This is a genomic window from Maribellus luteus, from assembly GCF_003576475.1.
Taxonomy (GTDB): domain Bacteria; phylum Bacteroidota; class Bacteroidia; order Bacteroidales; family Prolixibacteraceae; genus Draconibacterium; species Draconibacterium luteum.
This window is the reverse complement of sequence record NZ_QWGR01000011.1, coordinates 131,284-156,353: the sequence shown is the minus strand read 5'-3', so window position 1 is coordinate 156,353 and position 25,070 is coordinate 131,284. Positions and strand designations below refer to the sequence as shown.

The following is a 25,070-nucleotide window of genomic DNA, read 5'->3' as shown; positions in this document are numbered from 1 at the left end:
AAAAAAGATGGAAGAACTACTACAGAAAACAAATAAATTTGGAGTTATAACCTGTAAACTTTTTTTAGGACGAGTCATTCCTTGCCCCTGCTTTCAAACATTTCGAATGGATGTTTAAGGAACCGTTCTCTCTAAGAAAGAACGGTTCCCTACTTCCGCTTATGCAGATAAACCTGCGTTCAGGAAACAGGCGCTAAGCGTGTAACAACGATCAATATTTTTTCAAAAAAATCAAAGCGGGAGTTTTTAAAGGAGCCACCGAATGCAGCTCCGCCACCTCGGTAAGTTTTCCTTCCATGATCGCCGAATCGGGCAAGCCCGTGCGGGAAACAATGGTGGCAGAGATTTGTCCGCGCGCGCCGGGATCAAAAGCCTCGACAATCTGCTCCAGCACTTTTGTGCCCATGTAAAGCACCGCCGTTCCGCGTTTCTCGAGGATATCGGCCAGGTGTTGTGCATTTACCGGCTTTCCCGACACATCGGTACCCGAAAGCAGGTGCAGCGAGTTGCTTCCGCGGCGGTCGGTGAGCGCCACGCCAAATTCGGCAGCCGCCGCATTAAAAGCCGAGATTCCGGGAATCACTTCATACGGAATTTCATTTTCCTTTAAAAAAGAAGTCTCTTCGGCGCCGCGGCTAAACACCATCGGGTCGCCCGACTTTACGCGCACTACTGTTTTTCCTTCCGTGGAGTGCTGAAGCATTTTGGCGTGTATGGCATTCTGGCGCACTGTTACATCGCGGCCGTCCCCTGCCCTTTTTCCCACAAACACCAGTTCGGCCTTTTCGGGAAAAAGCTGCCGCACTTCGCGCGACACCAGGGCATCGTACAACACCACATCGGCCTCACCAATCGCACGATGCGCACGAATGGTCAGCAGGTCGGCCGGCCCGGGACCCGCCCCCACAATATATACCTTTCCTTTCTGCATGATTTCCTCCAAATTTTACCGCACTCTCAAATACGGTAGGCCCACTCTTCCACTTCACGCAGATAGTCCATCGGGCTGTTGTAAATAAATTGATAGCCGAGCTTTTCCCGGAGTTTGTCGCTGTTCACGATTTTGAAGGGTTCCAAAGTACCGGTAAACGCCGGAACCGGCAAGTCGCTTATTTTGGCGGCTTTGGCATAAAATTCGGCTTTGGTCGGATGTTCGGGCGAAGCGGCGTTAAACACCTCTCCCCAAACCTCCTTTTCAAGTATTTCGGTGATGATGCTGACGCAATCGTCGCGGTGGATCAGGTTTACCGGCACGGCGCCCGCCACCTCGGTACGGTGCTGAACAAAACGCGCCGGATTGCGGTCGTAACCGATCAAACCACCAAAACGAAGCACCGTAGTTTGAAAAGCGTCTTCCTGGATGAAAAGCTTTTCGGCCGAAAGCAGAGCCCGGCCACTGGCTTTTTCAGGCCTTCCTTCGTTTCCTTCCTTCACCTCGCCGTTTCGGGATTCGTATACCGATGTAGAAGAAATAAACAGCACCTTTTTGATGCCGATTTCCTTGATCTTTTGCACCACCTGCTCAATTTTCTGCGGAAACGATTCTTCCACGCAAGAAGTACGCGTAGGCGGAAAACTGACCAGCAAAACATCGGTGTTAAAGAAACTGTTGTAATCGATCCGGATGCCCTGCGGCTGCACCTTTACATAAAAGGTACTGATGCCGGTCATCTCGAGGTCGTTGTAAGTTTGTGTCGATGTGGTGGAACCTTTTACGTCCCAGCCTTTGCGCAAAAGCGATTTACCCAATGCCGTTCCCAGCCAGCCGCTGCCTAATATTGATATTGTTTTGCTCATAACCTTTGTAGTTAGTGTCCTAATAATTGATGGAGACTCCTCTCCGAGTGCTCGGGATCGGAATGACAGCATCAATGCCTGAAATCTTTCCCTTCACGGATCTCCTGAACGTATCCCTTGCGGATCACAAAATCGCCGAAGTGTTCTTTCTCCGTGCGGTTCGCCGCAAAGTCTTCGATGATGGTTCTCAGCTCCTGCAAAATCTCTTCTTCGTTGAGGGTTTCCTTGTACAGGGCATTCAAACGGTCGCCGTTAAAACTGCCGCCCAGGTATAGATTGTAGTAACCCGGCGATTTCCCGATCAGCCCGATTTCGGCCAGGTAAGGCCTTCCGCAACCGTTGGGACAGCCGGTCATCCGGATCACAATTTCTTCCTCTCCCAGTTTGAATTCGTTGAGGATGGTCTCGATCTTTGAGATCAGTGTCGGCAAGTAGCGTTCGGCTTCGGCAAAGGCCAGCGGACAGGTAGGCAAAGCCACACAAGCGATGGAGTTCTTCCGCAATCCGGAAAGTTCGGTAGGCGCTACGCCGTACTTTTTAAGCAGGGCATCGACCTTTTTCTTCACAGGTGCCGAAACGCCGGAAATGATCAGGTTTTGATTACCCGTAATGATAAAATCCCCGTCACTGATTTTGGCGATTTCCTTTACCGCGGTTTTTAGCTGAAACTTTTCGTCGTCGCGCACACGGCCACCTTCCACAAAATACGTCAGGTGCCATTTATCGTCGGTTCCCTTTTTCCAGCCGTAATCGTCGCCGTTATGGGTCAACACAAAAGGCTTTGCGTCCTCCAGCGAGTACCCCAGGCGCTTTTCCACTTCGGCTTTGAACAGCTCCTCTCCCATCCGGTCGAAAGTATATTTCAGACGGGCCTGCTTGCGGTTTTTACGGTCGCCGTTGTCGCGCTGCACCAGCAACACTTTTTCGGCCACATCTATCACCTGATCAGCCAAACAATAGCCAATAACCGTTCCGGCGCGCGGATAGGTTTCGGGCATCCCAAAAGTAGATCCCAAACCGCCGCCTACGACCACATTGTATCCCACGATCTTGTTTTTCTCCACAATGGCAATAAATCCCAGGTCCTGCGAAAAAACATCGCAATCGTTATACGGAGGAATCACCACGCCAATCTTGAATTTACGCGGCAAATAACGGTCTCCGTAAATAGGTTCCTGGTCTTGCTGACCACCGGCTACCAGCTTTTTGTCGAGCCAGATTTCGTGGTAAGCGGTGCTCCGCGGCAAGAGGTGTAAGCTGATCTTCCGCGCCAGGTCGATTAGCTCGGCATGAAAAGGCGATTCAGCCGGGTTGGCATGGCTCATCACGTTTCGGTTAACGTCGCCACAGGCCGAGATCGTATCCAGCAGGCTTTGATTCATTTCGCTGATGGTGTTCTTCAGGTTCTTCTTTAAAACACCGTGCAGTTGAAAGGTTTGCCGCGTGGTAAGCTTTAGCGTACCATTGGCGTACTTGTCCGAAAGGTCATCCATGCGCAGCCACTGATCCGGGGTAAACCGTCCTCCGGGCATCCTGATCCGCAGCAGGAAGGAATACAGCGGCTCCAGCTTTTGGTGTTTTCGTTCTTTGTCGAGATCGCGGTCGGTTTGCTGGTAGATACCGTGAAATTTCGAGATCTGCGTGTCGCCGTCCGAAATGGCTCCCGTAATCGGGTTGGCCAGGCTTTCGACCAGGGTACCACGCAGGTAGTTGCTCTCGTGTTTCAGGCGCTCTACCTCCGACAGTTCTTTCCAGTTGATTGTTTCACTCATTTTTCGGGTTATTAAAATCGGGTTGTTGTTGAGTTGTTGTAGTATCGTTAGTAAACGTCGGTTTGAAAACGCTTTTCGCGCTTCAGATTCTTAATGTATTTTTCTGCTTGTTCCTGGCTGATGCCTCCCTGCGCCTGCACAATTTCGAGCAAGGCTTTGTTCACATCTTTGGCCATGTGCTTCATATCGCCACAGAGGTATAGATAAGCGCCGTTTTCGAGCCATTCAAATACTTCCTTTTGATTTTCCTTGAGTTTGTGCTGAACGTAAACCTTCTCTTCCTGATCGCGCGAAAACGCCACATCCATCCGCTCGAGGTGTTCTGATTTCAGCAGTTTCTGCCACTCGGCCTGGTACAGAAAATCGGAGCTAAACCTGCGGTCGCCAAAAAACAACCAGGTGTTTCCTTTCATTCCCTGGCTTTCGCGGTGCTGCATAAAGGCACGGTAAGGCGCCACACCGGTACCGGCGCCCACCATTATGATCCTGGAACCGTTCAGCGGCAGTTTAAACGCCGGGTTCTTCTCGATGTAAACCGGGATTTGGTCATCTACCTCCACCCCATCGCTCAAATAACTGGAGCAGGCACCTTTGCGCGTACGGTTTTTACGCTCGTAACGCACCACCGAAATCGTGGCATGTACTTCCTCACCCACACTTTCCATGCTCGAGGATATCGAGTACAAACGCGGCGGAACAGGGCGCAAAATGCTCACCAGTTTGTTGGCGTTCCACTGAAACGGAAAATCTTCCAGTAAGTCCAGTACATCATGTCCGTACAAATAGTCGTTTAAAGCATCTTCGTCTTCGAGAATCTTCAGCAGATCGGCATTCTTGGTTTTCTCGTAGTATTTTTCCAGCAGGTCGTATGTCAGCGTTGTGATTTCGAGGTGGTGACTCAGCGCCTCTTTCAGACCGATCTTATCTTCGCCAAAATCCACCTGTTGCTCCGGATCAAAACCGGTTTGTTCGAAAATCGCCTCCACCAGGTCGGTTGGATTTTGGGTAAAAATCCCCAGCGAATCTCCAGGTTCGTATTCCAGCCCTGATCCTTCGAGCGAAAGTTCCACATGGTACACTTCCTTGTCCGAATCGCGCCCGGTAATTTTCACCTTATCGAGAACGGTCGCCATGTAAGGATTGTTTTTCGAGAAGGTCTCTCCCACCACAGCAGCCCCGTTTACCGCAGTTGCAGGTGCGGTAGCAGCAGGTGCTGCAGAATTTGATGCTGCCGGTGCTTCGGCCGGAGTAAGGTTCAGCAACACGTTGTTCATCCAGATTTCGGCGCTTTGTTCGTAATCAACGTCGCATTTCACCATCGACGTGATCCGGTAGCCACCACAGCTTTTCAGCGCATCATCGATGTCCTCGCCGGTTTTACAAAAGTTCCGGTACGTTTTATCGCCCAGTGCCAGCACCGAATAATTGGTACTTCCGAGCTGCGGGGCACGGTTGCCGGTTACATACTTGTGAAAATCTTCGGCCATATCCGGCGGGTCGCCTTCGCCGTGGGTACTCACGATTATTGCTACATTTTCTTCCTCTTTCAGTTTTTTGTAGTTGTAATCGTACAGGCTGTACACCTGTGCATTGATACCTTTAAAGGTTGCTTTTTCACCCAGGCGCTCGGCCAATCCCTGCGAATGTCCGGTTTCGGTACCAAACAAAATCGTCAGGTTGATACGGTTTTCCGGTGCCGGAGCAACAGCTGCTGCCGGCGCACTTATTGGCTGAACTTCGGAGCCGGCGCCTAAAACTGCCAGCCTGCCTTCGAAATAGCCGCTTAGCCAAAGGGTTTGCTCCTTTGTTAATCCTTGTACCAGCTGATCCAACCCTGTTAACTGTTGGTCACTTAATGGATTCAACTTTAAACTCATTTCTATCCTAAATTAAATTGCAATTTATCTTTTATCAGATCTCTGATTCTTATCGATTCATGAACGTTTTCGCCGTTTGATCCAACGGCTACCGTAATATTCCCCTGCCGGTAAATGGCGGGCGATACAAACTGACACAACGCAGGTTTATCGTGGATGTTCACCAAAACACGTGCTTCCCTGCAATCTTTAACAATTTGCTGGTCAGCATCCTCATCATCCAAACAGGAATAAACCATTAAGTAATCTTTCAGATACTTCTTGTCGTATTCTGTTTCGATGTACTTTACACCACTTTGTTTGATTTCTTCACACACTTCCGGAGCCAGCACTTCTACCTCGGCCTCAAAGCGCTGAAGTATCCGCAGCTTTTTCAGGGCATCCGGACCACCTCCTATTACCAGGATTTTCTCGTTGGCAATGTCGATCGATATGGGTAAAAACTTCTTCTTCATTTCTTATATCTCGTATTCAATCGGTACTTCTTTTTCTCTTCCGTAATTGCATTTATTCCACGCTCGTTCATGAAAGAAGTAAAGCGCCATTTTGGTAAACAACTCTACCCCGCCAATGGTTACTGCAAAATTTAAATTTCCAACTACAAGCCACGAAATAAGAATGGTATCGAGCGTACCAACAGCTCGCCACGAAATTGTTTTAGCAATGCTGCGGCGTTTCCGCTCTATGGTTTTCCCGGTAGCTGTATTTTCCATTTGTTTGTCTTTTGGTTCATCCGATGTGCAAGTATTTTTGCCTTGTTCCGTTTCAACGATAAAAAAAAACGACCCTCCCGCAAGTGCAGAAGAGCCGTAATTATTAGGTAGTTATAATTCTTACTTATTCAGTTATTCTTCTGCAAGGATAGCCAATCACAACACATACACATCATACATGCCATTGATTTTTCCATTATTTCAGAAGAATATTTTCTCATTGTGTCAATATTAAAAACTTCTATTTATATGACTTTTGTCACGTTGCAAATATAAATGCTTATTTCAGACAAAAAACACTTTTATTATTCTTTTTTTTAATCGTTCTAAATAAATTAACATTGGAAATTCCAAAACCGGATTTCGTTGAACTCTTTTGTATTAAAATCAGCCGCAAAAACCGGCTTTATTTCCGCTGTGAAATTCTCCCTGAAAACAGCAGGTAAAGTCCCCTGAAACCCTTCCAACAAGGGCTTATTCAGAGCCATTCCAGACTATAACATTTATTAACAAAAGCCATCTAATCGGCTCACTGAATGTTACTTAATTTCACGATTCATACCTCCTGCATATCAATAGTATAGGGGGCTGTTTAACAGCACTTGATTCTTTGCAAAATATTGCTATTTTTGGTGTCCTTGCTTCGAAAACAAGAAGTTCAAGCGAGAATCAATAACCAATAAAACTAAAATAGAATGAAAGTCTATAAAACGGAAGAAATCCGGAACATTGCTTTACTTGGTAATGCCGGCAGTGGGAAAACCACCCTCGCAGAAGCTATGCTGTTCGAGGGTGGAGTTATAAGTCGCAGAGGTGAAGTAACCTCAAAAAATACAGTTTCAGATTACAACCAGATAGAACAGGATTATGGCAATTCTGTTTTTTCTACATTATTGTACACCGAATTCAACGGGAAAAAGATCAATATTATTGATACTCCCGGGATGGATGAATTGTGCGGAGGGGTTGTTTCTGCACTTAGTGTAACTGCCCTGGGCCTGTTAACCATTAATACCACCAGCGGTATTGAAGCCGGCACAGAAGCGGCCATTCGTCATGCCAGCAAGGCACATACTCCGCTGATTCTTGTTTTCAACCAACTGGATCACGACAACTCGAACTACGAAAACACTCTGGAAGAGTGTAAAAATATTTTTGGGGGTAAAACCACCATTGTACAATATCCGGTAGATGCCGGCCCTAACTTTTCGTCGATTATCGATGTACTGAAAATGAAAATGTACAAATATTCGAAAGACGGGAAAGTGGAAGTTTTAGATATTCCGGATTCGGAAAAAGACCGTGCAGATGAGCTTCACAACGAGCTGGTGGAAAAAGCCGCAGAGAACGAAGAAGCTTTGATGGAACTGTATTTCGACAAAGGCTCTTTAACAGAGGACGAAATGCGGAAAGGGATCAAGCTGGGCATGCTGGCCAGAAGCTTGTACCCGGTGTTCTGCACCACGGCCAAAAAAGGCATCGGAGTGGCCCGTTTAATGGAATTCATTACCAACATTGCGCCTGCTCCGTATGAAAAGAAATTACGCCCCATTATTAAAGGGAAAGAAGTGAAAATGGATGCAGCAGACTCGCCCAGCCTGTTTGTATTCAAAACTTCGGTTGAACCTCACGTTGGAGAGATCACTTTCTTCAAAGTAATGTCAGGAACAGTGAAAGAAGGCATGGACCTGGTCAATTCAAAATCAGGCAACAAGGAACGTCTTTCGCAAGTTTTTGTTTCGGCCGGTAAAAACCGCGAAAAAGTGGACGAGCTGGTAGCCGGCGATATTGGCTGCACCGTTAAGCTGAAAGAAACCAAATACAACCATACGCTTTCGTTAAAAGAAGCCGGGACGGTATTTGAACCGATTCAGTTCCCGACTCCCCGTCATACGGTAGCTGTTAAAGCAGTCAATGATTCGGACGATGAGAAAGTAGGAGAAGTATTAAATAAAATAAAATACGAAGACCCGACATTTGTTGTTGAATATTCAAAAGAATTAAAACAATTGTTGGTGCACGGACAAGGCGAATACCACATGAATGTGTTGAAATGGTATTTCGACACTATTCATAAAATTGAAGTGAATTACCTGGCTCCGAGAATTCCGTACCGCGAAACCATTACCAAGCCTGCCCAGGCCGATTACCGTCATAAAAAACAATCGGGAGGTGCCGGACAGTTTGGTGAAGTACACCTGATTATTGAACCTTACAATGAAGGTGCAGCGCCAAAATCGATGTTCAAATTTGGCGATAAGGAGCAAAAACTTTCGGTACGTGCCGTTGAAGAACACAAACTTTCCTGGGGTGGAAAACTTGTTTTTGCCAACTGTATTGTTGGTGGATCAATCGACGCCCGCTTCCTTCCTGCCATTCTGAAGGGAATCATGGAAAAAATGGAAGAAGGCCCGCTGACAGGTTCGTATGCACGCGATATTATCGTTTATGTTTACGACGGTAAAATGCACCCGGTTGACTCGAACGAAATCTCGTTCAAACTCGCCGGTCGTAATGCCTTTAGCATGGCTTTCAAAAACGCCGCTCCAAAAATCCTGGAACCGATCTACAACCTCGAAGTTTGGGTTCCGTCTGACAGAATGGGTGATGCCATGAGTGACCTGCAGGGGCGCCGTGCCATGATCATGGGTATGGGCTCTGAACACGGAATGGAAAAAATATCTGCCAAAGTGCCGTTAAAGGAAATGAACAAGTATACCACTTCGCTGAGTTCGATTACCGGTGGCCGCGGAGTATTTGCCATCGCTTTCGACGGATATGAAAAAGTTCCTGCCGATGTACAGGACGAACTGCTGAAAGCTTACGAAGCAGAGCAGGAAGAAGAATAGACCATTTTCTAATCCATTTTACTATACGAAATTCCCCGGTTCGTCAATTGATGAATCGGGGTTTTCCATTTTAGATACCGGCCGGTGCAATCAAGCCCTCAAACAAACTCTCCCATTCGCAGTTAAATACACACAGAAAGTACATACCTAAATTGGCAACTTCACCTCCCGGATGTTGAACAGTTTAAATGATTCGGCAAAGCGAGTGCAATCACTCCCCTTTCAGACTATCGTACAGATTTATTTCTTTTGAAGTTCCAACCTGGTTTTATGAAGTTCCATGTTGATTTTGGTGTAGCGGTCCAATGCCACTTTTTTGTGCTCTTCGTACTCTGCTTTTAACTCGTCGTACTCTTTCTTAGTTTGCCGGGTAATTTTGTGGCTCCGCTGAAACATCATGTACATCACACCCGCCAGCACCAGCACTCCTACGATAAAAAGATACATGACCGTGGAATAAGCGTTTTTATTTATTCGTGCTCCCAGCACATTGATCGAATTTTGATCCCGGATACTTTCATCCAGTTTTTGCTGCGTTTCGTTCACCAATGCTTGCTTGGCTACCAGCTCCTGTTTTTGCTGATCAATTTTACTTAATCCGTTGTTCACTTCTTTCTGCAGGCGCGCAATGGTATCGGTCATAGCTCCGTGAAACTGGTCGAGCTGGGTTGGGCTCATAAAATAATTCCCACTCCAAAAGTTCAGATTTTCCTTAAAAACTTCGTATTGCTGCTCCAAACTCTTCTCCTGCTTCCAGGCATTGGTGTCTTTAGCGAATGTGTCAAAAATCAGGGAGGTAAATAAAATGGTCAAAAATAATAATCTCTTCATACGGCATATTTGAATACACTATCAACGAATAAATATAAGCCTTGTTGCCCAAAAAACAAGAAAACAAGTCCCTGATTACGGTTGGAAATTCTAATTACAAAGAGTTCAGCTTTTTCGGCTGCATTTCAGCCCAAAAACTTTAGGGAAAAAGTTCTTTTCCCGTTCAATCAAAAAATGTAATTTGCAAACGATCAACACCTACCGTTATGAACATAAGCTACAGCCGTCCCTTGTCTCTTGGCTTCCAACGCATGAAAAAAGCCTTGTTTCAACCTTTTGATTTGAATAAATGGTTTCGCATTGGTTTTACCGCCTGGCTTGCCGGACTCACCGACTGTGAAGGAGGAAGCTCTGGAGGCAATCATTCCAACTACAACTCTCACTCTCATGGCTTCGATGATTTTTTCAGTTTCCCGCAAAACGCCTGGGACTGGTTTTCTACCCATCCTTTGTGGGCCAACCTCATTATCGCCGGCATTGTTTTCCTGATTGTTGTAATCAGTGTGTTTATCTGGGTCAGCAGCCGCGGGAAGTTTATGTTCCTGCACAATGTGGCCCAGGAAAAGTCAGACATCAGCCAGCCATGGTACGAGTACCGGAAAGAAGGAAATTCCCTGTTTTTGTTCCAGCTTTTCTTTGGGTGGCTCTCCATCGTACTTTTTGGCTGTTTTCTCGCTTACTGCTTTCTGTCAGCCAAAGAACTATACTACGGCGATTTTACCAACGTTGCCATCTTTTGGGCCATTGCGCAAATGATTTTACTTCTGATCGCCTATTTACTCACCATGGGCTTTGCTTCTTTGTTTCTGAAAGATTTTGTGGTGCCCATTATGTACAAACACCGCATAGGCGTACTTCGTGCATGGGGAAAATTTCTGTCGTTGTTTGGGAGGTACTTTTTTTCCTTTATCGGATACGGGTTCTTTATTTTCATCCTGAGTATAGCGGTTGGAATCGGCGTCCTGTTCCTCGCCCTGGTTACCTGTTGCATCGGGCTTTTATTGCTTGCCATTCCATACATCGGAACCGTAATGCTTCTGCCGGTTAGTTATACCTACCGGGCTTTAAGCATTGAGTTTCTGGCCCAGTTCGGAGATGATTTCAATGTATTCCCAAACGAGGAAGAGGAGGTGCTTCCCATCATTGAGGAATCATGAGCTAGCTGGAACATTTTGCTTACATTCAACTTATTCTACCCCACTTTGTTTATCTATTCAAAAAGAATATTAAACAAATGGGATTCTATCAATTCAGGCAAAAACAACTTATTCCGGCAGGTTTAGACCAGGTTTGGAACTTTATCTCCAATCCGGCCAATCTGAGCAAAATCACACCTCCCGGTATGGATTTTACGATTACTTCGGAATCTGAAGGAGAAATGTATCCCGGGCAAATCATTAGTTACAAGGTAAAACCGCTGTTTAACATCCCCACGACCTGGGTTACTGAAATCACGCACGTAAAAGAAAAGCACTATTTTGTTGACGAACAGAGAATCGGGCCCTACCAAATGTGGCACCACGAACATTTCCTGAAAGAAGTACCGGGAGGCGTTGAAATGATGGATATTATATCGTACCAGCCGCCACTTGGCTTTTTGGGGGCCATTGCCAACCGGCTGATCATTAAAAAGAAACTAGCACAGATTTTTGCGTACAGAAAAGCCGCTCTCGAAACCATGTTCGGGAAACAGGATGTTTAAAAGAAAATACCTGAATTATTTATTCCTGAAAAGATGAAGAAAGCCGTGCTTGGTCTGTTTTCGCCCGTCGCGGCCACGGCCTACCACATCGTAGTAATACACACCGGGACTTGCATTCCTCCCATTGATTGTACCATCCCAAACAGCTTCAACCCTTGCGTTCTCAGGGTCCTGAATATCACCACTTCGCCAATAATGAACTCGTTTACCCCAACGATTAACAATAGTAATTTCGATACTTTTCATCGACCAAAACTTGATTTTGAACTCATTATTAACATCATCGCCATTATTCGGAGTAAATACATTGGGGACAATTATTGACGAAGTATCTGCCACAATTAATTTTTCGAGCGCGAAAGTATCCACACAGGTATGTGTTTGCGTTACTTTTTTGGCCACAAGTTTCACCAGGTATCTCCCGGAACTCTGATAGGTATAGATAGGCGAATCGTCATAAGCAACAATCAGAATGCTGTCTACAGGTTCACTGGCTCCCTGCGATTCTTCGGTTATTTCATCCATATCGCGGTAAAAGAACCATTCGTAATAGCCCGGGGTAGCATTTTTTGATGTATTGGTAAATGTTACTGTTAACGGAGCTTCTCCTACCAAACCGCCAGGATTTGTCCAATTGGCTTGAACCGTAAATTCTGCTTGGGTCACCAGCGATTCATAAGCAACCGTTGACCGCGCTTCGCAACCGTACTTATCGTACACCCGCAACGTGAAATTCCCGTCTTCTGCAGGCGGATCAAAAAACTCAGGATTTAACAGGGTACTTACCACCTCCGAACCATCCAGCCATTGAACTTTTACATCTTTGAACAGGTCTACCGGAGTGTTGTCACTTAAATCGTAATAGGTAAGTGTGGCTGCCCTGAATGTACCGGCAAGGCTGAAAGACTCACAATCAGAACTTGCAACAGATCCTTCGGCAAGGGCCCAGTTATTAAAAACCCAGGCCCGGTGTATATTGGTGGTACTTCCAAGCGTAACCGTAGCACGGTAACAGCCATTCCCCAAATTGCTGATCTGGTGCGAAGCGGCATCGGAACTTTCCTGCGCAAAAAACTCGAAGGCTGCGGTTTCCTCGTTGTATTTTTCCCAAAGAAAGGTTTTTGTTCCCTCCAAAGCAGTTGAAACGGCAAGCGCCCCAACTTCGGATAAAGAATCTGTGGTGCAAAAAATGAAAATGCTATCATTTTCCAAAAAAGCAGGATATTGGGTTACATCGCTGCCAGTGGATTGCGGAGCCGTGATTTGCGCGTTCAAAAGTTGAGAAAACAAAATCAGAATTCCTGCCAAATAGAGACTTCTCTTCATAAAACCTTCTTCTTTGAGATACAATATTAACGTATAAATTTTATTTAATTGCGTGCAGCCGCCAAAAAATCAGGACTTAGTGCCGCCTCCAACGGGCAATAAAAAGCAAGATGAACCGGCCGGCCGGATAATTTGTTGATAAAAGCCACTGCGAAATAAGGTGATTAGATATACATACTCTATTTTTGTGGCTTTGAACAGAAAGGATAAAACGTGCTCGATTATTTAAAAGAATTAAATGAAGTTCAGCGGGAAGCGGTGGTACGCACCGAAGGCCCGTCGTTGGTGATTGCCGGTGCAGGCTCGGGAAAAACAAGGGTTCTGACTTACCGGATTGCCCATTTGCTAAAACAGGGTGCCCGCCCGTCGAACATTCTCGCGCTTACTTTTACCAACAAGGCAGCCCGCGAAATGAAAGACAGGATTGGCCGCGTTGCCGGCGAAAACGTTGCCCGCTACTTGTGGATGGGAACATTTCACAGTATTTTCTCTCGCATTTTAAGGGCAGAGCACGAAACCATCGGTTATCCGTCCAACTTTACCATTTACGACAGCTCCGACAGCAAAAGCCTGATAAAAACCATTATCAAGGATTTTCAGCTTGATGACAAAACGTATAAACCCAATGTGGTGGCCAGCCGAATTTCGATGGCGAAAAACAACCTCATTACCCCGATGGCATACGCCAATTCGCCAGAGATCCGTTCGGCAGACAAAAACATGCGCATGCCGGCTATCTCGGAAATTTACAAGGAATATGCAAAGAGATGCCGTTTGTCGGGCTCGATGGACTTTGACGACCTGCTGCTTATTACCAATCTTCTGTTTCGAGATCATGAAGAAATTCTGAAGAAATACCAGGAACGTTTTGGCTATGTGTTGGTAGACGAGTACCAGGATACCAACTACTCGCAATACCTGATCATCAAAAAACTGGCGGCCAAACACAACAACATTTGTGTGGTGGGCGACGATGCACAAAGTATCTATTCGTTTCGGGGGGCGCGTATCGAAAACATTCTCAATTTCAAAAACGACTACCCCGATCACCGGGTATTCAAACTGGAGCAAAACTACCGTTCCACGCAGACGATTGTGAACGCGGCCAACAGCATCATTGCCAGGAATAAAAAACAAATACCCAAAAACGTTTTCTCTGAAAATGCTCTGGGTAAACCCATCAAAATCCTTTCGGCACTCACCGACAACGAAGAAGGATTTCTGGTGGCACAGGAAATTTCACAGCTTCAACTGCGCGATCATTACCAGTTTGAAGATTTTGCCATTCTTTACCGCACCAATGCGCAGTCGAGGATTTTTGAAGAGTCGCTGCGAAAAAGAAACATCCCCTATAAAATTTATGGAGGCCTGAGTTTCTACCAGCGGAAAGAAATCAAAGACCTGCTGAGCTATTTCAGGATGACCATTAACCCCGACGACAACGAAGCGCTAAAACGGATCATCAATTACCCGGCGCGCGGAATTGGGCAAACAACCGTTGGCAAGCTCGAAGTTTCGGCAGTGAGCAACGAAACCTCGATTTGGAGAGTTCTTACCGCACTTCCTGAAATCAACCACTCGCAGGTAAACAAAGGCACCGCAACAAAGCTGATGGGTTTTGTTGCCCTGATCGACCGTTTCCAAAAACTATCGCAGGAAAGCGATGCTTTTGAAACCGCCAAAACCATTGCCGAGCAAACGGGTATTTTAAAAGACCTGTATAACGATAAATCGCCCGAAGGACTTAGCCGCCACGAAAACATCCAGGAATTACTGAACGGTATCCAGGAGTTTTCAATTTCAGCCAAAGAACAGGGCGATCCGGATAAACTGGAAAATTACCTGGAAGATGTGGCTTTGCTCACCGACCAGGACAACGAAAAAGACGAGGAAAAGAACAAGGTAACCCTGATGACCGTGCATTCGGCCAAAGGGCTTGAGTTCAAAAATGTTTTTATCGTGGGGATGGAAGAAAACCTCTTCCCTTCGCAACGTCAGGGCGAAAAGGCCACGCAGGAATCGCTCGAGGAAGAACGCCGTTTGTTTTATGTAGCCCTTACCCGTGCCGAAGAAAATGCCTGGCTTTCGTATGCCAACCAGCGCTACCGCTGGGGTAACCTCGATTTTTGCACCCCCAGCCGTTTTCTCGAAGAACTGGATGAACGTTACACCGAAGGACAAGTTCCAACAGGAGTTTCGGGAAGAGCCTCTGCCGAACAAAGCAACGTGTCGTACAGCAGTCCGGCACAGCGTTTTGCACAAAGGCAGCCATCTTCTTCCTTTAAAACACGCGAGTCGCAAAACATTTTAAACAAGAAACTCGTTTCTCTCAAAGAAAGCGGCCGCGCACAGGATACATTCCAGGGAGACGATCCAGGAAAAATCCAGGCTGGCATGACGGTACAACACCAGCGTTTTGGTGAAGGAAAAGTTCTGAAAATTGAAGGCATTGCACCCGATCTAAAGGCGACTGTATTTTTCCGAACAACCGGACAAAAGCAATTGCTTTTAAAATTTGCCAAACTCCGGATCAAAAGCTAAACAGGCTTTCGATGAAAAATATTCGCGAATTGACAGGAAATCATTAGCTTTGCAGCATCACTTCGGAACAATTCCTACATTTACACGAAGATTAAACATCACTTAAGATTTTTTAGATGGATTACAATTCGAAAAGAAAAAAACTAGCCCTTCCTGAATACGGGAGGAATATACAAAACATGGTCGACTATTTGATGACCATTGAAGACCGCGAAAAAAGGAACAAATCGGCACAAACCGTGATCGATGTAATGGGCAACCTTTATCCTTTCCTTCGTGATGTTCCGGAGTTCAACCATAAACTGTGGGATCACCTCGCTATTATGGCCGACTTCAAACTGGATATTGATTATCCGTACGAACCGCCAACACCCGACAGCCTGTTGGAAAAACCCAATAAAGTTCCTTACAACCAGCACTATATTAAGTACAAACACTATGGAAGAACCATGGAATTACTGATAAAGGAAGCTGAGAAATATGAAGGAGAAGAACGCGAAATCATGATTGCGCAGATTGCCAACCAAATGAAAAAATCGTACCTGGCCTGGAACAAAGACGCCGTGGAAGACGAAAAGATTTTTGGCGATCTGGAAGAACTGTCAGAAGGGAAGCTGGTCATCAGAGAAGGAATGCACCTGGCCGATACCAAAACACTAGTAGGGAAAAAGAAGAAGCCAATTCCGAATAAAAAGAAGAAATAGCCGTTTTCATTCTCAAATCCCAAAAACTTATGTCAACTTTTAAGATTGAAGGAGGCTACTCGTTAAAAGGAGATATTGAACCGCAGGGAGCAAAAAATGAAGCACTCCAGGTTATTTGTGCCGCTTTGTTAACCGATCAGGATGTTTTTATCGACAACATTCCGGAAATCCGCGACGTGTTGAAACTGATCGAAATTCTGGGAAACCTGGGTGTGAAAACAGAAAGACTTGGAGTGGGACAATACCGTTTCAATGCTTCCAAAGTTAACCTGGAGTTTTTAAAAAGCCCGGAGTATACACAACAAGCCATTGGTTTGCGGGGATCGATCATGATCATCGGTCCGCTTTTGGCGCGTTTCGGACAAGGTTTTATTCCGCAGCCCGGAGGCGACAAAATTGGCCGCCGAAGAGTGGACACCCATTTTATCGGGCTTCAGAAACTGGGGGCCGAATTTACCTTCGACAAGGAAAACCAGTGGTACCTGGTTTCGGCACAGAAACTGACCGGCAGCTATATGTTGCTTGACGAAGCTTCGGTTACCGGAACGGCCAACATTGTTATGGCTGCTGTACTGGCCGAAGGAATCACCACCATTTACAACGCCGCCTGCGAACCTTACCTGCAGCAACTGTGCAAAATGCTGGTTTCGATGGGTGCAAAAATCAGCGGAATAGGTTCCAACCTTCTAACCATTGAAGGAGTTAGCTCGCTGAAAGGCTGCAAACACCGGATTCTTCCCGACATGATCGAGGTAGGAAGTTTTATTGGCCTCGCTGCCATGACCGCTTCCGAGATCTGTATTAAAAACGTTGGGATCGAACATTTGGGTATTATTCCCGAATCGTTCAGAAGACTTGGGATCAATGTTGCGCAGGTGGGCGACGACCTGTTGATCAAAGATACCGACCACTACGAAATAGAATCTTATATCGATGGATCGATTATGACCATTGCCGATGCACCGTGGCCGGGACTTACACCCGACTTACTGAGTGTTTTCCTGGTAGTGGCCACGCAGGCAAAAGGAAGTGTGCTCATTCATCAAAAGATGTTTGAAAGCCGCTTGTTCTTTGTGGACAAACTGATCGACATGGGCGCGCAAATCATTCTTTGCGATCCGCACCGCGCCACTGTCATCGGGCTCGACCGCAAACACAGCCTTCGTGCCACCAAAATGGTATCGCCCGATATTCGTGCAGGGATTGCCCTGTTGATTGCTGCCATGTCGGCCAAAGGCACCAGCCTGATCGACAACATCGAACAAATCGACAGAGGCTACGAAAACATCGACGGAAGGTTAAATGCACTGGGTGCAAAAATCACCCGGATCTGATCGTCAAAAGAAAAGGCGTGAAAGAACAAAACGTAAGCTTTTCCGTTACTAAAGTCAGATTATTTATTTTTGATATCTTATAAATATTGAAACAGGAAATGAAGAAATTAGCACTTATCATCGTCGTTTTGTTTCTGGGAACAGCAGGACTGGATGCCCAGCAACTCGGAACCGGAATTGGCAATAAAGCGCCCGAACTGGTAGGCACAAGCCCCGACGGGAAAACCATTAAACTTTCGGATACAAAGGGGAAGGTTGTACTGCTTGATTTTTGGGCTGGCTGGTGCCCTCCCTGTAGGAGGGAAAATCCCAACGTGGTAAAAGCTTACAACCACTACAAAGACAAAAAATTCACCGTAGGTAAAGGTTTTGTTGTTTTTAATGTTTCGCTCGACCGTACCGCTGACCAATGGAAAGCAGCCATTAAACAGGATAAACTCGACTGGCCTTACCACATCAGCGACCTGGGTGGATGGAATTCGAAACTGGCAGCCATTTACCGGATCAGAAGCGTACCTTCAAATTTCCTTTTGGATGAGAACGGTGTAATTATCGCTAAAGACCTGCGCGGGCCGGCCCTCGAAGCTGCCCTCGACAAATACCTGAAATAGGCTGAAAAAGAGACTATTTTAAGAATAAACGAATTCATGCAAATTGACACTTGACGCTTCTGTCGGGTGTCAATTTGTCTTTTATATTTGCATGGCAAACTATTTGCAATACAAGCGTAGCAATTTACCCCGTATTTACTGTTTCCGCCAAAGAAACCAGGTAATTACGGGATATTTGTAGTGGAGCTTTTTTCGTTTCAATAAAAAGAAACCCGGGAAAAAGACCGACGATTAAAATTATATGACATTTTTGATGGACAAATTCAGAAAAAAGGGTAAAAATGGCAGAAGAAAAAATTTCAAATGAAACCACTTCGGAAGAAGTAAAAGATACCAATCAGGAAACAGCAGACAACAGCGCGCAGACGGAGCACGCTGCCGAAGAAAAATCGGATAAAAAGAAAAAAGGCAAGAAGGATAAACACGAAGTAGAAATGGAAGAATTAACGGCCAAACTTGACGAGATGAAGGACAGACACCTTCGCTTGCAGGCCGAATTCGACAACTTCAGAAAAAGAACCCTGAAGGAAAAGGCCGACCTCATTAAATCGGGTGGCGAGACCGTGTTGGTAAACATCCTTCCGGTGATCGACGATTTTGAAAGAGCGATTGATTCACTGAAAGAAGTGGCAGACGAAGATGCAGGAAAACAAGGAACTTTATTGATTTACAACAAGTTCAAGGAATTCCTGAAACAAAACAACGTGAAAGAGATCGAAGCTCAAAACGAGGTGTTTGATGTGGATCTGCACGAAGCCATTACAAAAATTCCGGCTCCCTCAAAAGAGTTGAAAGGAAAAGTAGTGGATGTGATACAAAAGGGCTACTGCCTGAACGAAAAGGTAATCCGGTTTGCCAAAGTTGTAATCGGAGAATAATTGGGAGAAATCAGGGAAATGGCAAAAAGAGATTATTACGAAGTACTGGAAGTAAGCAAAACCGCCACACCGGAGGAAATAAAAAAGGCCTACCGGAAAAAGGCCATTCAGTTTCACCCCGACAAAAACCCGGGGAACCACGAAGCTGAAGAGAAATTTAAGGAAGCTGCCGAAGCCTACGAGGTGTTGAGCAATCCGGAAAAGAAACAACGCTACGACCAATTCGGCCATGCCGGTGTAGGTGGCGCTGCCGGAGGTGGCTATAGTGGTGGAGGTTTTTCAGATATTGAAGACATTTTCTCTGCTTTCGGCGATATATTTGGCGGTCACTTTGGCGGTTTTGGTGGTTTTGGCGGAAGCAGCCGGGGCCGGGGCGGACGACGTGTCAGCCGGGGTTCCGACCTGCGGGTGAAGGTAAAACTGAACCTTAACGAGATTGTGAACGGCGTTGAAAAAAAGATCAAGGTAAAAAAATACGTGGCGTGCCAGCATTGCAACGGCACGGGCGCCAAAAACGGTTCGTCGTACACCACCTGCAACACCTGTGGCGGAAACGGACAGGTAACGCGTATCCAGCATACGCTGCTGGGGCAAATGCAAACCACCTCCACCTGTCCTACCTGTCAGGGCGATGGTAAAATGATCACCGACAAATGTAACCACTGTGCCGGAGAAGGCGTGGTGCGCGACGAAGAAGTGATCAACATCAAAATACCGGCCGGGGTTGGAGAAGGCATGCAGCTGAATGTTTCGGGAAAAGGAAACCTGGGGCGCCGCGGCGGTATCAACGGCGACCTGCTGGTGGTTATCACCGAGGAAGACCACGAAGAACTGGTGCGCGACGGGAACAACCTTATCCACAACCTTTTCCTCTCGTTCCCCGACATTACGCTGGGAACCACTGCTGAAATACCAACAGTGGAAGGAAAAGTAAAAGTGAAAATAGAAGCCGGAACTCAGCCCGAGAAAATTCTTCGCCTGCGTGGTAAAGGAATTCCGGATGTAAACGGATACGGCCGGGGCGATCTTTTGGTGCGTGTACACGTTTGGATTCCTAAAAAACTAAGCAACGAAGAAAAACGGATGCTGGAAAAACTACAAAGTTCTCCGGGGTTCCAGGAAGGACCATCCAGTTCCGAAAAATCATTTTTTGCCAAAATGAGGGATATGTTTGAATAAACAATCCATTCAAAAGAATACAAAAGAGCCGCTCTTACCTGAAAGAGCGGCTCTTTTTGCTGGGATCGTTTCCATGGTTCAGAACTTCAGCAGAATTAAACGTTCAATCGTTTTCCGGTAAGCGGACATTCCCGAAAGCCCGAACCGGAGAAAAAACAGCTTAGCGGGAGGCTCCGAAAGTGTCAACTTTGGCAGGGGCAGGGTTTCGGACGATTCCGAAAGGTTGTTCCTTTCCGGATTCAGGGTTTCGGAAAGTACCGACAGTTTATTTTCAATTGGGTTCTGATCTTCGGAAAGTTCCGGCAGTCTGTTTTTGATCTTATTTTGTGTCATCGGAAAGCCCAAAAGCATGTGACACGGAGACCTTCCTTATAATTATTCTGTTTAATACACTTAACGGTCATTTTTTTTGGAAAACCCGGTATCTCAATTAAATTTGTTGACAACGTTTCAACTACTGTGGAAGATTTTATAAAACAATATAATTTTCTGGAACCTGAGCTACAAAAAGAAATCGCCCGCATAGCGGTAAGAAAAACTTTTCAGGCCAACGAATCACTGATTCGCGAGGGGCAGTTTATCTCCAGCTTTCCGCTTGTGCTAAGCGGTTTAATCCGGGTTTCGCGCACCAGCGATAACGGCAACGAATTGCTGCTCTACTACCTCAAAGGAAACGATGTTTGCGCCATGTCGCTCACCTGCTGCATGACCCGCCAGGTAAGCGATTTGAACGCTGTGGCCGAAGAAGAAACCGAGGTACTGCTCATTCCGGTTGAAATGCTGGATTCGTGGATCAGCCGTTATCCGCTTTGGAAACAATTTGTGATGCAAACCTACCAAAACCGCTTTCGTGAACTGATTGATGCACTGGATGCAGTGGCTTTTATGAAACTGGACGAACGCCTGGAAAAATTTTTCATCGACAGGTACAAAAAATCAGGCGCAACAACCTTCTCAGGCACGCACCAAACCCTGGCTTTACAACTCAACTCATCGCGCGAGGTCATTTCCCGCTTACTTAAAAAACTCGAAAAAGACGGGAAAATAGAACAATCCCGAAATTTTATTGATTTTTCCGCGCTTGTGTGACTTAGATTACATACAGGAACTAAAAGTCTTTATTTATTTGCGTAAACAATACAAGAATACATTGTTCATAACTATTGTTTCATAATTTTTTGGGTTATAAAATCGGTTAGTAGTTGAAGGTTGATTAGCCAGACTGTAGAGTCTGGCTTTTTTTATTTCCAATCGTTTAATGTTAATTTCATATTGAAAAGTAATCCCCGCATTTACTTACGAATTATTTATTAAATGCTGATATTTGTCACTTGCATCGACAGAAAGTATCAACTTTAAATATTAGCCACATGTTCAAAATCCAGACTTTGAATAAAATTGACCCGGACGGGTTAAAGCTTTTTCCACTCGACCAGTACGAAATCGCCAGCGAAATCCCCAACCCGGATGCCATCGTTCTGAGAAGTTTTAAAATGCATGACATGGAACTCCCTTCGTCGCTGAAAGCGGTGGCAAGGGCAGGCGCAGGCGTCAACAATATCCCGGTAGATAAATGTACCGAGAAAGGGATTGTAGTTTTCAATACTCCCGGGGCCAACGCCAACGGAGTAAAAGAAGCAGTGATTGCGGGAATGCTGATGGCTTCGCGCGATTACATTGGTGCAGTAAACTGGGCTAAAACATTGATTGGGGAAGGTGATAACGTAGGTGCGCTGGTTGAAAAAGGGAAAAACAATTTTGCCGGCGAAGAGATCAAAGGAAAGACACTGGCTGTTATCGGTCTGGGAGCCATTGGTGTGCTGGTGGCCAACGCTGCATCGGCGCTGCGGATGAAAGTGATCGGTTACGACCCCTATATGTCGGTAAAACACGCGCTGAAACTAAGCCGCGAAGTTACCTGGGTGGAAGGCATTCAGGTGCTTTTATCGCAAGCCGATTTTGTAACCATTAATGTGCCGCTGACACCTGAAACCAAAGGTTATTTGAACAAGGATAAGTTTGCCATGATGAAAGACGGGGTGAAGATCCTGAACTTTGCCCGCGGAGGACTGGTAAATCACGCCGATCTGAAAGAAGCCATTGAGGCAGGAAAAGTAGCCAGCTATGTAACCGACTTTCCGGATGAAGATACGCTGAAAATGGACAAGGTTATTTCCATCCCTCACCTGGGAGCTTCCACCAAAGAATCGGAAACCAACTGTGCCATTATGGCCGTGGAACAGGTACAGGATTACCTCGAAAACGGAAACATTAAAAACTCGGTGAATTTCCCCGCTGCCGAAATGGAGCGTGCCGGCGGAGCCCGTATCCTGATCGCCAACAGAAATGTACCTAACATGGTAAGCCAGATATCGAGCATATTGGCTGCGAAAGGACACAATATCGATCATATGTTAAACCGAAAATACGAAGAAATTGCTTACAACATTATCGACGTAACATCAAAAAGCATTGATCCTTCTGTAAAAGACGAATTAATGAAAGTGGATGGCATTTTCATGGTTCGCATTCTGAATAGTTAAGAAAAATATTGCATATCGTAAAAAGGGAACTCTTTCTCCGGAAGGCTTCCCTTTTTTGTTTTTCGGAAATCAGCTAAACAAGAATGAGTTCCAGCCACTTGCATTAAATCGTAACGAATCGTTAACATCATTCAGTAAATAAGACACTTAATCTTCCCCCATTTTTGTTATTTTTGGCACTTCCTGTCCATACCTGATAGTTTATGAATTAAAAATTTAAAAATGAGTAAAAGTATCGAAGTAAAAGCAGCCGATAACATTCGAATCCTCGCTGCGTCAATGGTTGAAAAAGCAAAATCAGGCCACCCGGGAGGCGCAATGGGCGGAGCAGATTTTGTACACATTCTTTATTCTGAATTTTTGAATTACGACCCGTCAGATATGAACTGGGCCAACCGCGACAGGTTTTTCCTGGATCCGGGACACATGTCTCCGATGTTGTATTCGGTGCTTGCCCTGGGCGGATTTTACAGCATGGAAGACCTGGCCAACTTCCGCCAGTGGGGAAGCGTCACTCCCGGGCACCCTGAAGTGGATGTAGCCCGCGGCGTGGAAAACACATCAGGCCCGCTTGGACAAGGACACGTTATGGCTGTAGGTGCAGCAATCGCTGAACGCTTTCTGGTAGCCCGCTTTGGCGAATGGATGGCACACAAAACCTATGCTTTTATTTCGGACGGCGGTGTTCAGGAAGAAATTTCTCAGGGTGCCGGACGAATTGCAGGATTTTTGGGTTTGAACAACCTGATTATGTTCTACGATTCCAACGACATTCAGCTATCAACTGAAACCGATGCAGTATCGCTCGAAGATACTGCCAAAAAATACGAAGCCTGGAACTGGAAAGTAATTACCATTGAAGGTAATGATGTGGGCCAGATCCGCACCGCACTAAAAGAAGCCAACGCCGAAACCGAGAGACCTACATTGATCATCGGTAAAACGATTATGGGGAAAGGTGCTTTAACGGCCGACGGCAGCAATTTCGAACGTAAATGTGCCACACACGGTATGCCGTTGGGCGAAGCCGGTGCTTCTTTCGAAAAAACCATCGCGAACCTGGGTGGCAATCCGGAAAATCCGTTTGTGATTTTTGATGATGTAAAAGAACTGTATGAAAAGCGCAAAGCAGAACTGATCAAAGCTGCCGCAGCTAAAAAAGCAGCGCAGGGCGAATGGGCAGCAGCCAACCCGGAACTGGCAGCAAAACTGGTTAAATTCTTCGCAAAAGAAGCTCCTGCTTTCGACTTTTCCAAAGTAGAACAAAAAGCCAACACTGCCACACGTGCCGCATCGTCGACCGTACTGGCCGCTTTTGCTGACGAAATCGAAAACATGATCGTTTCTTCAGCCGACTTGTCGAACTCTGATAAAACAGATGGATTCCTGAAAAAGACAACCGCCTTTACAAAAGGTGATTTCAGCGGTTCATTCTTCCAGGCTGGCGTAAGCGAACTTACCATGGCAGCCATCATGAACGGTATGGCATTGCACGGTGGCGTTATTCCGGTTTGCGGTACTTTCTTTGTTTTCTCCGATTACATGAAACCGGCACTCCGTTTATCAGCCTTAATGGAACTGCCTGTTAAATTTGTATGGACACACGATGCTTTCCGTGTAGGAGAAGACGGTCCAACCCACCAGCCGGTGGAACAGGAAGCGCAGATCCGTTTAATGGAAAAACTGAAAAACCACAAAGGGCACAACAGTACACTGGTACTTCGTCCGGCTGATGCCAACGAAGCAACGGTAGCCTGGAAAATGGCACTTGAGAATACTTCCACTCCTTCGGCACTGATTCTTTCGCGCCAGAACATCAAAAACCTTCCGGTAGAAGGCGATGCTTACCAGGCTGCACTACAGGCAGAAAAAGGTGCTTATGTCGTTATCAAACCTGAAGGAACACCCGATGTTGTACTTCTGGCCAGCGGCTCTGAAGTTGCCACTTTGGTAGCCGGAGCTGAATTGCTTTCAGAAAGGGACGGATTAAAAGTACAGGTAGTTTCGGTGCCTTCTGAAGGTGTATTCAGGGCGCAAACCAAAGATTACCAGGACAGTGTTCTTCCGCTTGGCATTCCACGTTTTGGAATGACCGCCGGTTTACCAGTGACACTGGAAGGTCTGGTAGGAGAAAACGGCAAAGTATGGGGATTGGAATCATTCGGATTCTCTGCTCCTTATACCGTACTCGACAACAAACTCGGATTCAATGGCGAGAATGTTTACAAACAGGTAAAACAAATGTTAGCCTAATTGGCAAAATAATTATAAGTGAGAGGTGCTTCCGACGGGGAGCACCTTTTTTTTATGAAAGTCAATTTTTAAAAATATCCAGTTCTCAATTTTGAATGTAAAATATCCGACAAAGTCCGGATAGAAGTATCCATCTTAACTTTCATTTCGATTGGTGATT

20 protein-coding genes are annotated in these 25,070 nt (G+C 45.9%); 12 read left to right on the top strand and 8 right to left on the bottom strand.

The features are described 5' to 3' along the window. Positions 1-211: 211 nt before the first annotated feature. The 6 genes from cobA to D1614_RS17280 form a co-directional block, all read right to left on the bottom strand. Entirely contained in the window at positions 212-931 is a 720-nt protein-coding gene (gene cobA / locus D1614_RS17305) for a uroporphyrinogen-III C-methyltransferase (RefSeq protein ID WP_119439227.1), read from the bottom strand. Between the two features lie 26 nt (positions 932-957). Continuing rightward, on the bottom strand, positions 958-1,797 hold the full coding sequence (locus D1614_RS17300; protein WP_162304544.1) for a Rossmann-fold NAD(P)-binding domain-containing protein: 840 nt from the start codon (positions 1,795-1,797) through the stop codon (positions 958-960). A 71-nt stretch (positions 1,798-1,868) separates the two neighbouring features. Beyond that, positions 1,869-3,569: an assimilatory sulfite reductase (NADPH) hemoprotein subunit gene (gene cysI, locus D1614_RS17295; protein WP_119439225.1), complete on the bottom strand. Its 1,701-nt coding sequence runs from the start codon at positions 3,567-3,569 to the stop codon at positions 1,869-1,871. A 47-nt stretch (positions 3,570-3,616) separates the two neighbouring features. After that, positions 3,617-5,446 carry an assimilatory sulfite reductase (NADPH) flavoprotein subunit gene (locus D1614_RS17290; protein ID WP_119439224.1) on the bottom strand — a complete coding sequence of 610 codons (1,830 nt, stop codon included), beginning with the start codon at positions 5,444-5,446 and terminating at the stop codon, positions 3,617-3,619. Between the two features lie 2 nt (positions 5,447-5,448). Further along, positions 5,449-5,901 carry a precorrin-2 dehydrogenase/sirohydrochlorin ferrochelatase family protein gene (locus tag D1614_RS17285; RefSeq protein ID WP_119439223.1) on the bottom strand — a complete coding sequence of 151 codons (453 nt, stop codon included), beginning with the start codon at positions 5,899-5,901 and terminating at the stop codon, positions 5,449-5,451. Between the two features lie 3 nt (positions 5,902-5,904). Next, positions 5,905-6,159, bottom strand: a complete 255-nt coding sequence (locus D1614_RS17280) for a DUF2061 domain-containing protein (RefSeq protein WP_119439222.1) — start codon at positions 6,157-6,159, stop codon at positions 5,905-5,907. 695 nt (positions 6,160-6,854) lie between these two features. Here D1614_RS17280 and fusA2 point away from each other — a divergent pair. Further along, positions 6,855-9,008: an elongation factor G2 gene (gene fusA2, locus D1614_RS17275; protein WP_119439221.1), complete on the top strand. Its 2,154-nt coding sequence runs from the start codon at positions 6,855-6,857 to the stop codon at positions 9,006-9,008. Positions 9,009-9,248: 240 nt separating this feature from the next. Here fusA2 and D1614_RS17270 read toward each other — a convergent pair whose 3' ends face one another. Continuing rightward, entirely contained in the window at positions 9,249-9,839 is a 591-nt protein-coding gene (locus tag D1614_RS17270) for a hypothetical protein (RefSeq protein ID WP_119439220.1), read from the bottom strand. 206 nt (positions 9,840-10,045) lie between these two features. On the opposite strand from D1614_RS17270, the gene D1614_RS17265 reads away from it, so the two are divergent. Further along, positions 10,046-10,996: a DUF7544 domain-containing protein gene (locus D1614_RS17265; RefSeq protein ID WP_119439219.1), complete on the top strand. Its 951-nt coding sequence runs from the start codon at positions 10,046-10,048 to the stop codon at positions 10,994-10,996. Between the two features lie 77 nt (positions 10,997-11,073). Then, positions 11,074-11,541: an SRPBCC family protein gene (locus D1614_RS17260; RefSeq protein ID WP_119439218.1), complete on the top strand. Its 468-nt coding sequence runs from the start codon at positions 11,074-11,076 to the stop codon at positions 11,539-11,541. 15 nt (positions 11,542-11,556) lie between these two features. Here D1614_RS17260 and D1614_RS17255 read toward each other — a convergent pair whose 3' ends face one another. After that, positions 11,557-12,867, bottom strand: coding sequence for a T9SS type B sorting domain-containing protein (locus tag D1614_RS17255; protein ID WP_147384298.1), 1,311 nt, complete (start codon positions 12,865-12,867; stop codon positions 11,557-11,559). Between the two features lie 213 nt (positions 12,868-13,080). Between D1614_RS17255 and D1614_RS17250 the strand changes: the two genes are divergently transcribed. The 9 genes from D1614_RS17250 to D1614_RS17205 all read left to right on the top strand — a co-directional run bounded on the left by D1614_RS17250 (position 13,081) and on the right by D1614_RS17205 (position 24,910). Further along, positions 13,081-15,408 carry an ATP-dependent helicase gene (locus D1614_RS17250; RefSeq protein WP_119439216.1) on the top strand — a complete coding sequence of 776 codons (2,328 nt, stop codon included), beginning with the start codon at positions 13,081-13,083 and terminating at the stop codon, positions 15,406-15,408. Between the two features lie 116 nt (positions 15,409-15,524). Then, complete coding sequence (locus D1614_RS17245) at positions 15,525-16,112, top strand: DUF4290 domain-containing protein (protein WP_119439215.1); 588 nt, start codon at positions 15,525-15,527, stop codon at positions 16,110-16,112. 29 nt (positions 16,113-16,141) lie between these two features. Then, positions 16,142-17,446, top strand: a complete 1,305-nt coding sequence (gene murA / locus D1614_RS17240; RefSeq protein WP_119439214.1) for a UDP-N-acetylglucosamine 1-carboxyvinyltransferase — start codon at positions 16,142-16,144, stop codon at positions 17,444-17,446. A gap of 98 nt (positions 17,447-17,544) precedes the next feature. After that, positions 17,545-18,057: a peroxiredoxin family protein gene (locus D1614_RS17235; protein ID WP_119439213.1), complete on the top strand. Its 513-nt coding sequence runs from the start codon at positions 17,545-17,547 to the stop codon at positions 18,055-18,057. A gap of 281 nt (positions 18,058-18,338) precedes the next feature. Further along, positions 18,339-18,935 (top strand): nucleotide exchange factor GrpE, encoded by a 597-nt coding sequence (locus tag D1614_RS17230; protein WP_119439212.1) that lies wholly within the window; start codon positions 18,339-18,341, stop codon positions 18,933-18,935. 18 nt (positions 18,936-18,953) lie between these two features. After that, a complete protein-coding gene (gene dnaJ, locus D1614_RS17225) occupies positions 18,954-20,114 on the top strand; it encodes a molecular chaperone DnaJ (RefSeq protein WP_119439235.1) in 1,161 nt (386 codons plus the stop codon). A gap of 459 nt (positions 20,115-20,573) precedes the next feature. Further along, positions 20,574-21,203 (top strand): Crp/Fnr family transcriptional regulator, encoded by a 630-nt coding sequence (locus tag D1614_RS17215; RefSeq protein WP_119439210.1) that lies wholly within the window; start codon positions 20,574-20,576, stop codon positions 21,201-21,203. Positions 21,204-21,484: 281 nt separating this feature from the next. Further along, on the top strand, positions 21,485-22,657 hold the full coding sequence (locus tag D1614_RS17210) for a 3-phosphoglycerate dehydrogenase family protein (protein ID WP_119439209.1): 1,173 nt from the start codon (positions 21,485-21,487) through the stop codon (positions 22,655-22,657). A 222-nt stretch (positions 22,658-22,879) separates the two neighbouring features. Further along, positions 22,880-24,910, top strand: a complete 2,031-nt coding sequence (locus D1614_RS17205) for a transketolase family protein (RefSeq protein ID WP_119439208.1) — start codon at positions 22,880-22,882, stop codon at positions 24,908-24,910. The last annotated feature ends 160 nt before the right edge of the window (positions 24,911-25,070 follow it).

Coding starts and splice junctions, on each gene's coding strand:
- cobA (WP_119439227.1), bottom strand. CDS start 931: ATGCAGAAAGGAAAGGTATATATTGTGGGGGCGGGTCCCGGGCCGGCC.
- D1614_RS17300 (WP_162304544.1), bottom strand. CDS start 1,797: ATGAGCAAAACAATATCAATATTAGGCAGCGGCTGGCTGGGAACGGCA.
- cysI (WP_119439225.1), bottom strand. CDS start 3,569: ATGAGTGAAACAATCAACTGGAAAGAACTGTCGGAGGTAGAGCGCCTG.
- D1614_RS17290 (WP_119439224.1), bottom strand. CDS start 5,446: ATGAGTTTAAAGTTGAATCCATTAAGTGACCAACAGTTAACAGGGTTG.
- D1614_RS17285 (WP_119439223.1), bottom strand. CDS start 5,901: ATGAAGAAGAAGTTTTTACCCATATCGATCGACATTGCCAACGAGAAA.
- D1614_RS17280 (WP_119439222.1), bottom strand. CDS start 6,159: ATGGAAAATACAGCTACCGGGAAAACCATAGAGCGGAAACGCCGCAGC.
- fusA2 (WP_119439221.1), top strand. CDS start 6,855: ATGAAAGTCTATAAAACGGAAGAAATCCGGAACATTGCTTTACTTGGT.
- D1614_RS17270 (WP_119439220.1), bottom strand. CDS start 9,839: ATGAAGAGATTATTATTTTTGACCATTTTATTTACCTCCCTGATTTTT.
- D1614_RS17265 (WP_119439219.1), top strand. CDS start 10,046: ATGAACATAAGCTACAGCCGTCCCTTGTCTCTTGGCTTCCAACGCATG.
- D1614_RS17260 (WP_119439218.1), top strand. CDS start 11,074: ATGGGATTCTATCAATTCAGGCAAAAACAACTTATTCCGGCAGGTTTA.
- D1614_RS17255 (WP_147384298.1), bottom strand. CDS start 12,867: ATGAAGAGAAGTCTCTATTTGGCAGGAATTCTGATTTTGTTTTCTCAA.
- D1614_RS17245 (WP_119439215.1), top strand. CDS start 15,525: ATGGATTACAATTCGAAAAGAAAAAAACTAGCCCTTCCTGAATACGGG.
- murA (WP_119439214.1), top strand. CDS start 16,142: ATGTCAACTTTTAAGATTGAAGGAGGCTACTCGTTAAAAGGAGATATT.
- D1614_RS17235 (WP_119439213.1), top strand. CDS start 17,545: ATGAAGAAATTAGCACTTATCATCGTCGTTTTGTTTCTGGGAACAGCA.
- D1614_RS17230 (WP_119439212.1), top strand. CDS start 18,339: ATGGCAGAAGAAAAAATTTCAAATGAAACCACTTCGGAAGAAGTAAAA.
- dnaJ (WP_119439235.1), top strand. CDS start 18,954: ATGGCAAAAAGAGATTATTACGAAGTACTGGAAGTAAGCAAAACCGCC.
- D1614_RS17210 (WP_119439209.1), top strand. CDS start 21,485: ATGTTCAAAATCCAGACTTTGAATAAAATTGACCCGGACGGGTTAAAG.
- D1614_RS17205 (WP_119439208.1), top strand. CDS start 22,880: ATGAGTAAAAGTATCGAAGTAAAAGCAGCCGATAACATTCGAATCCTC.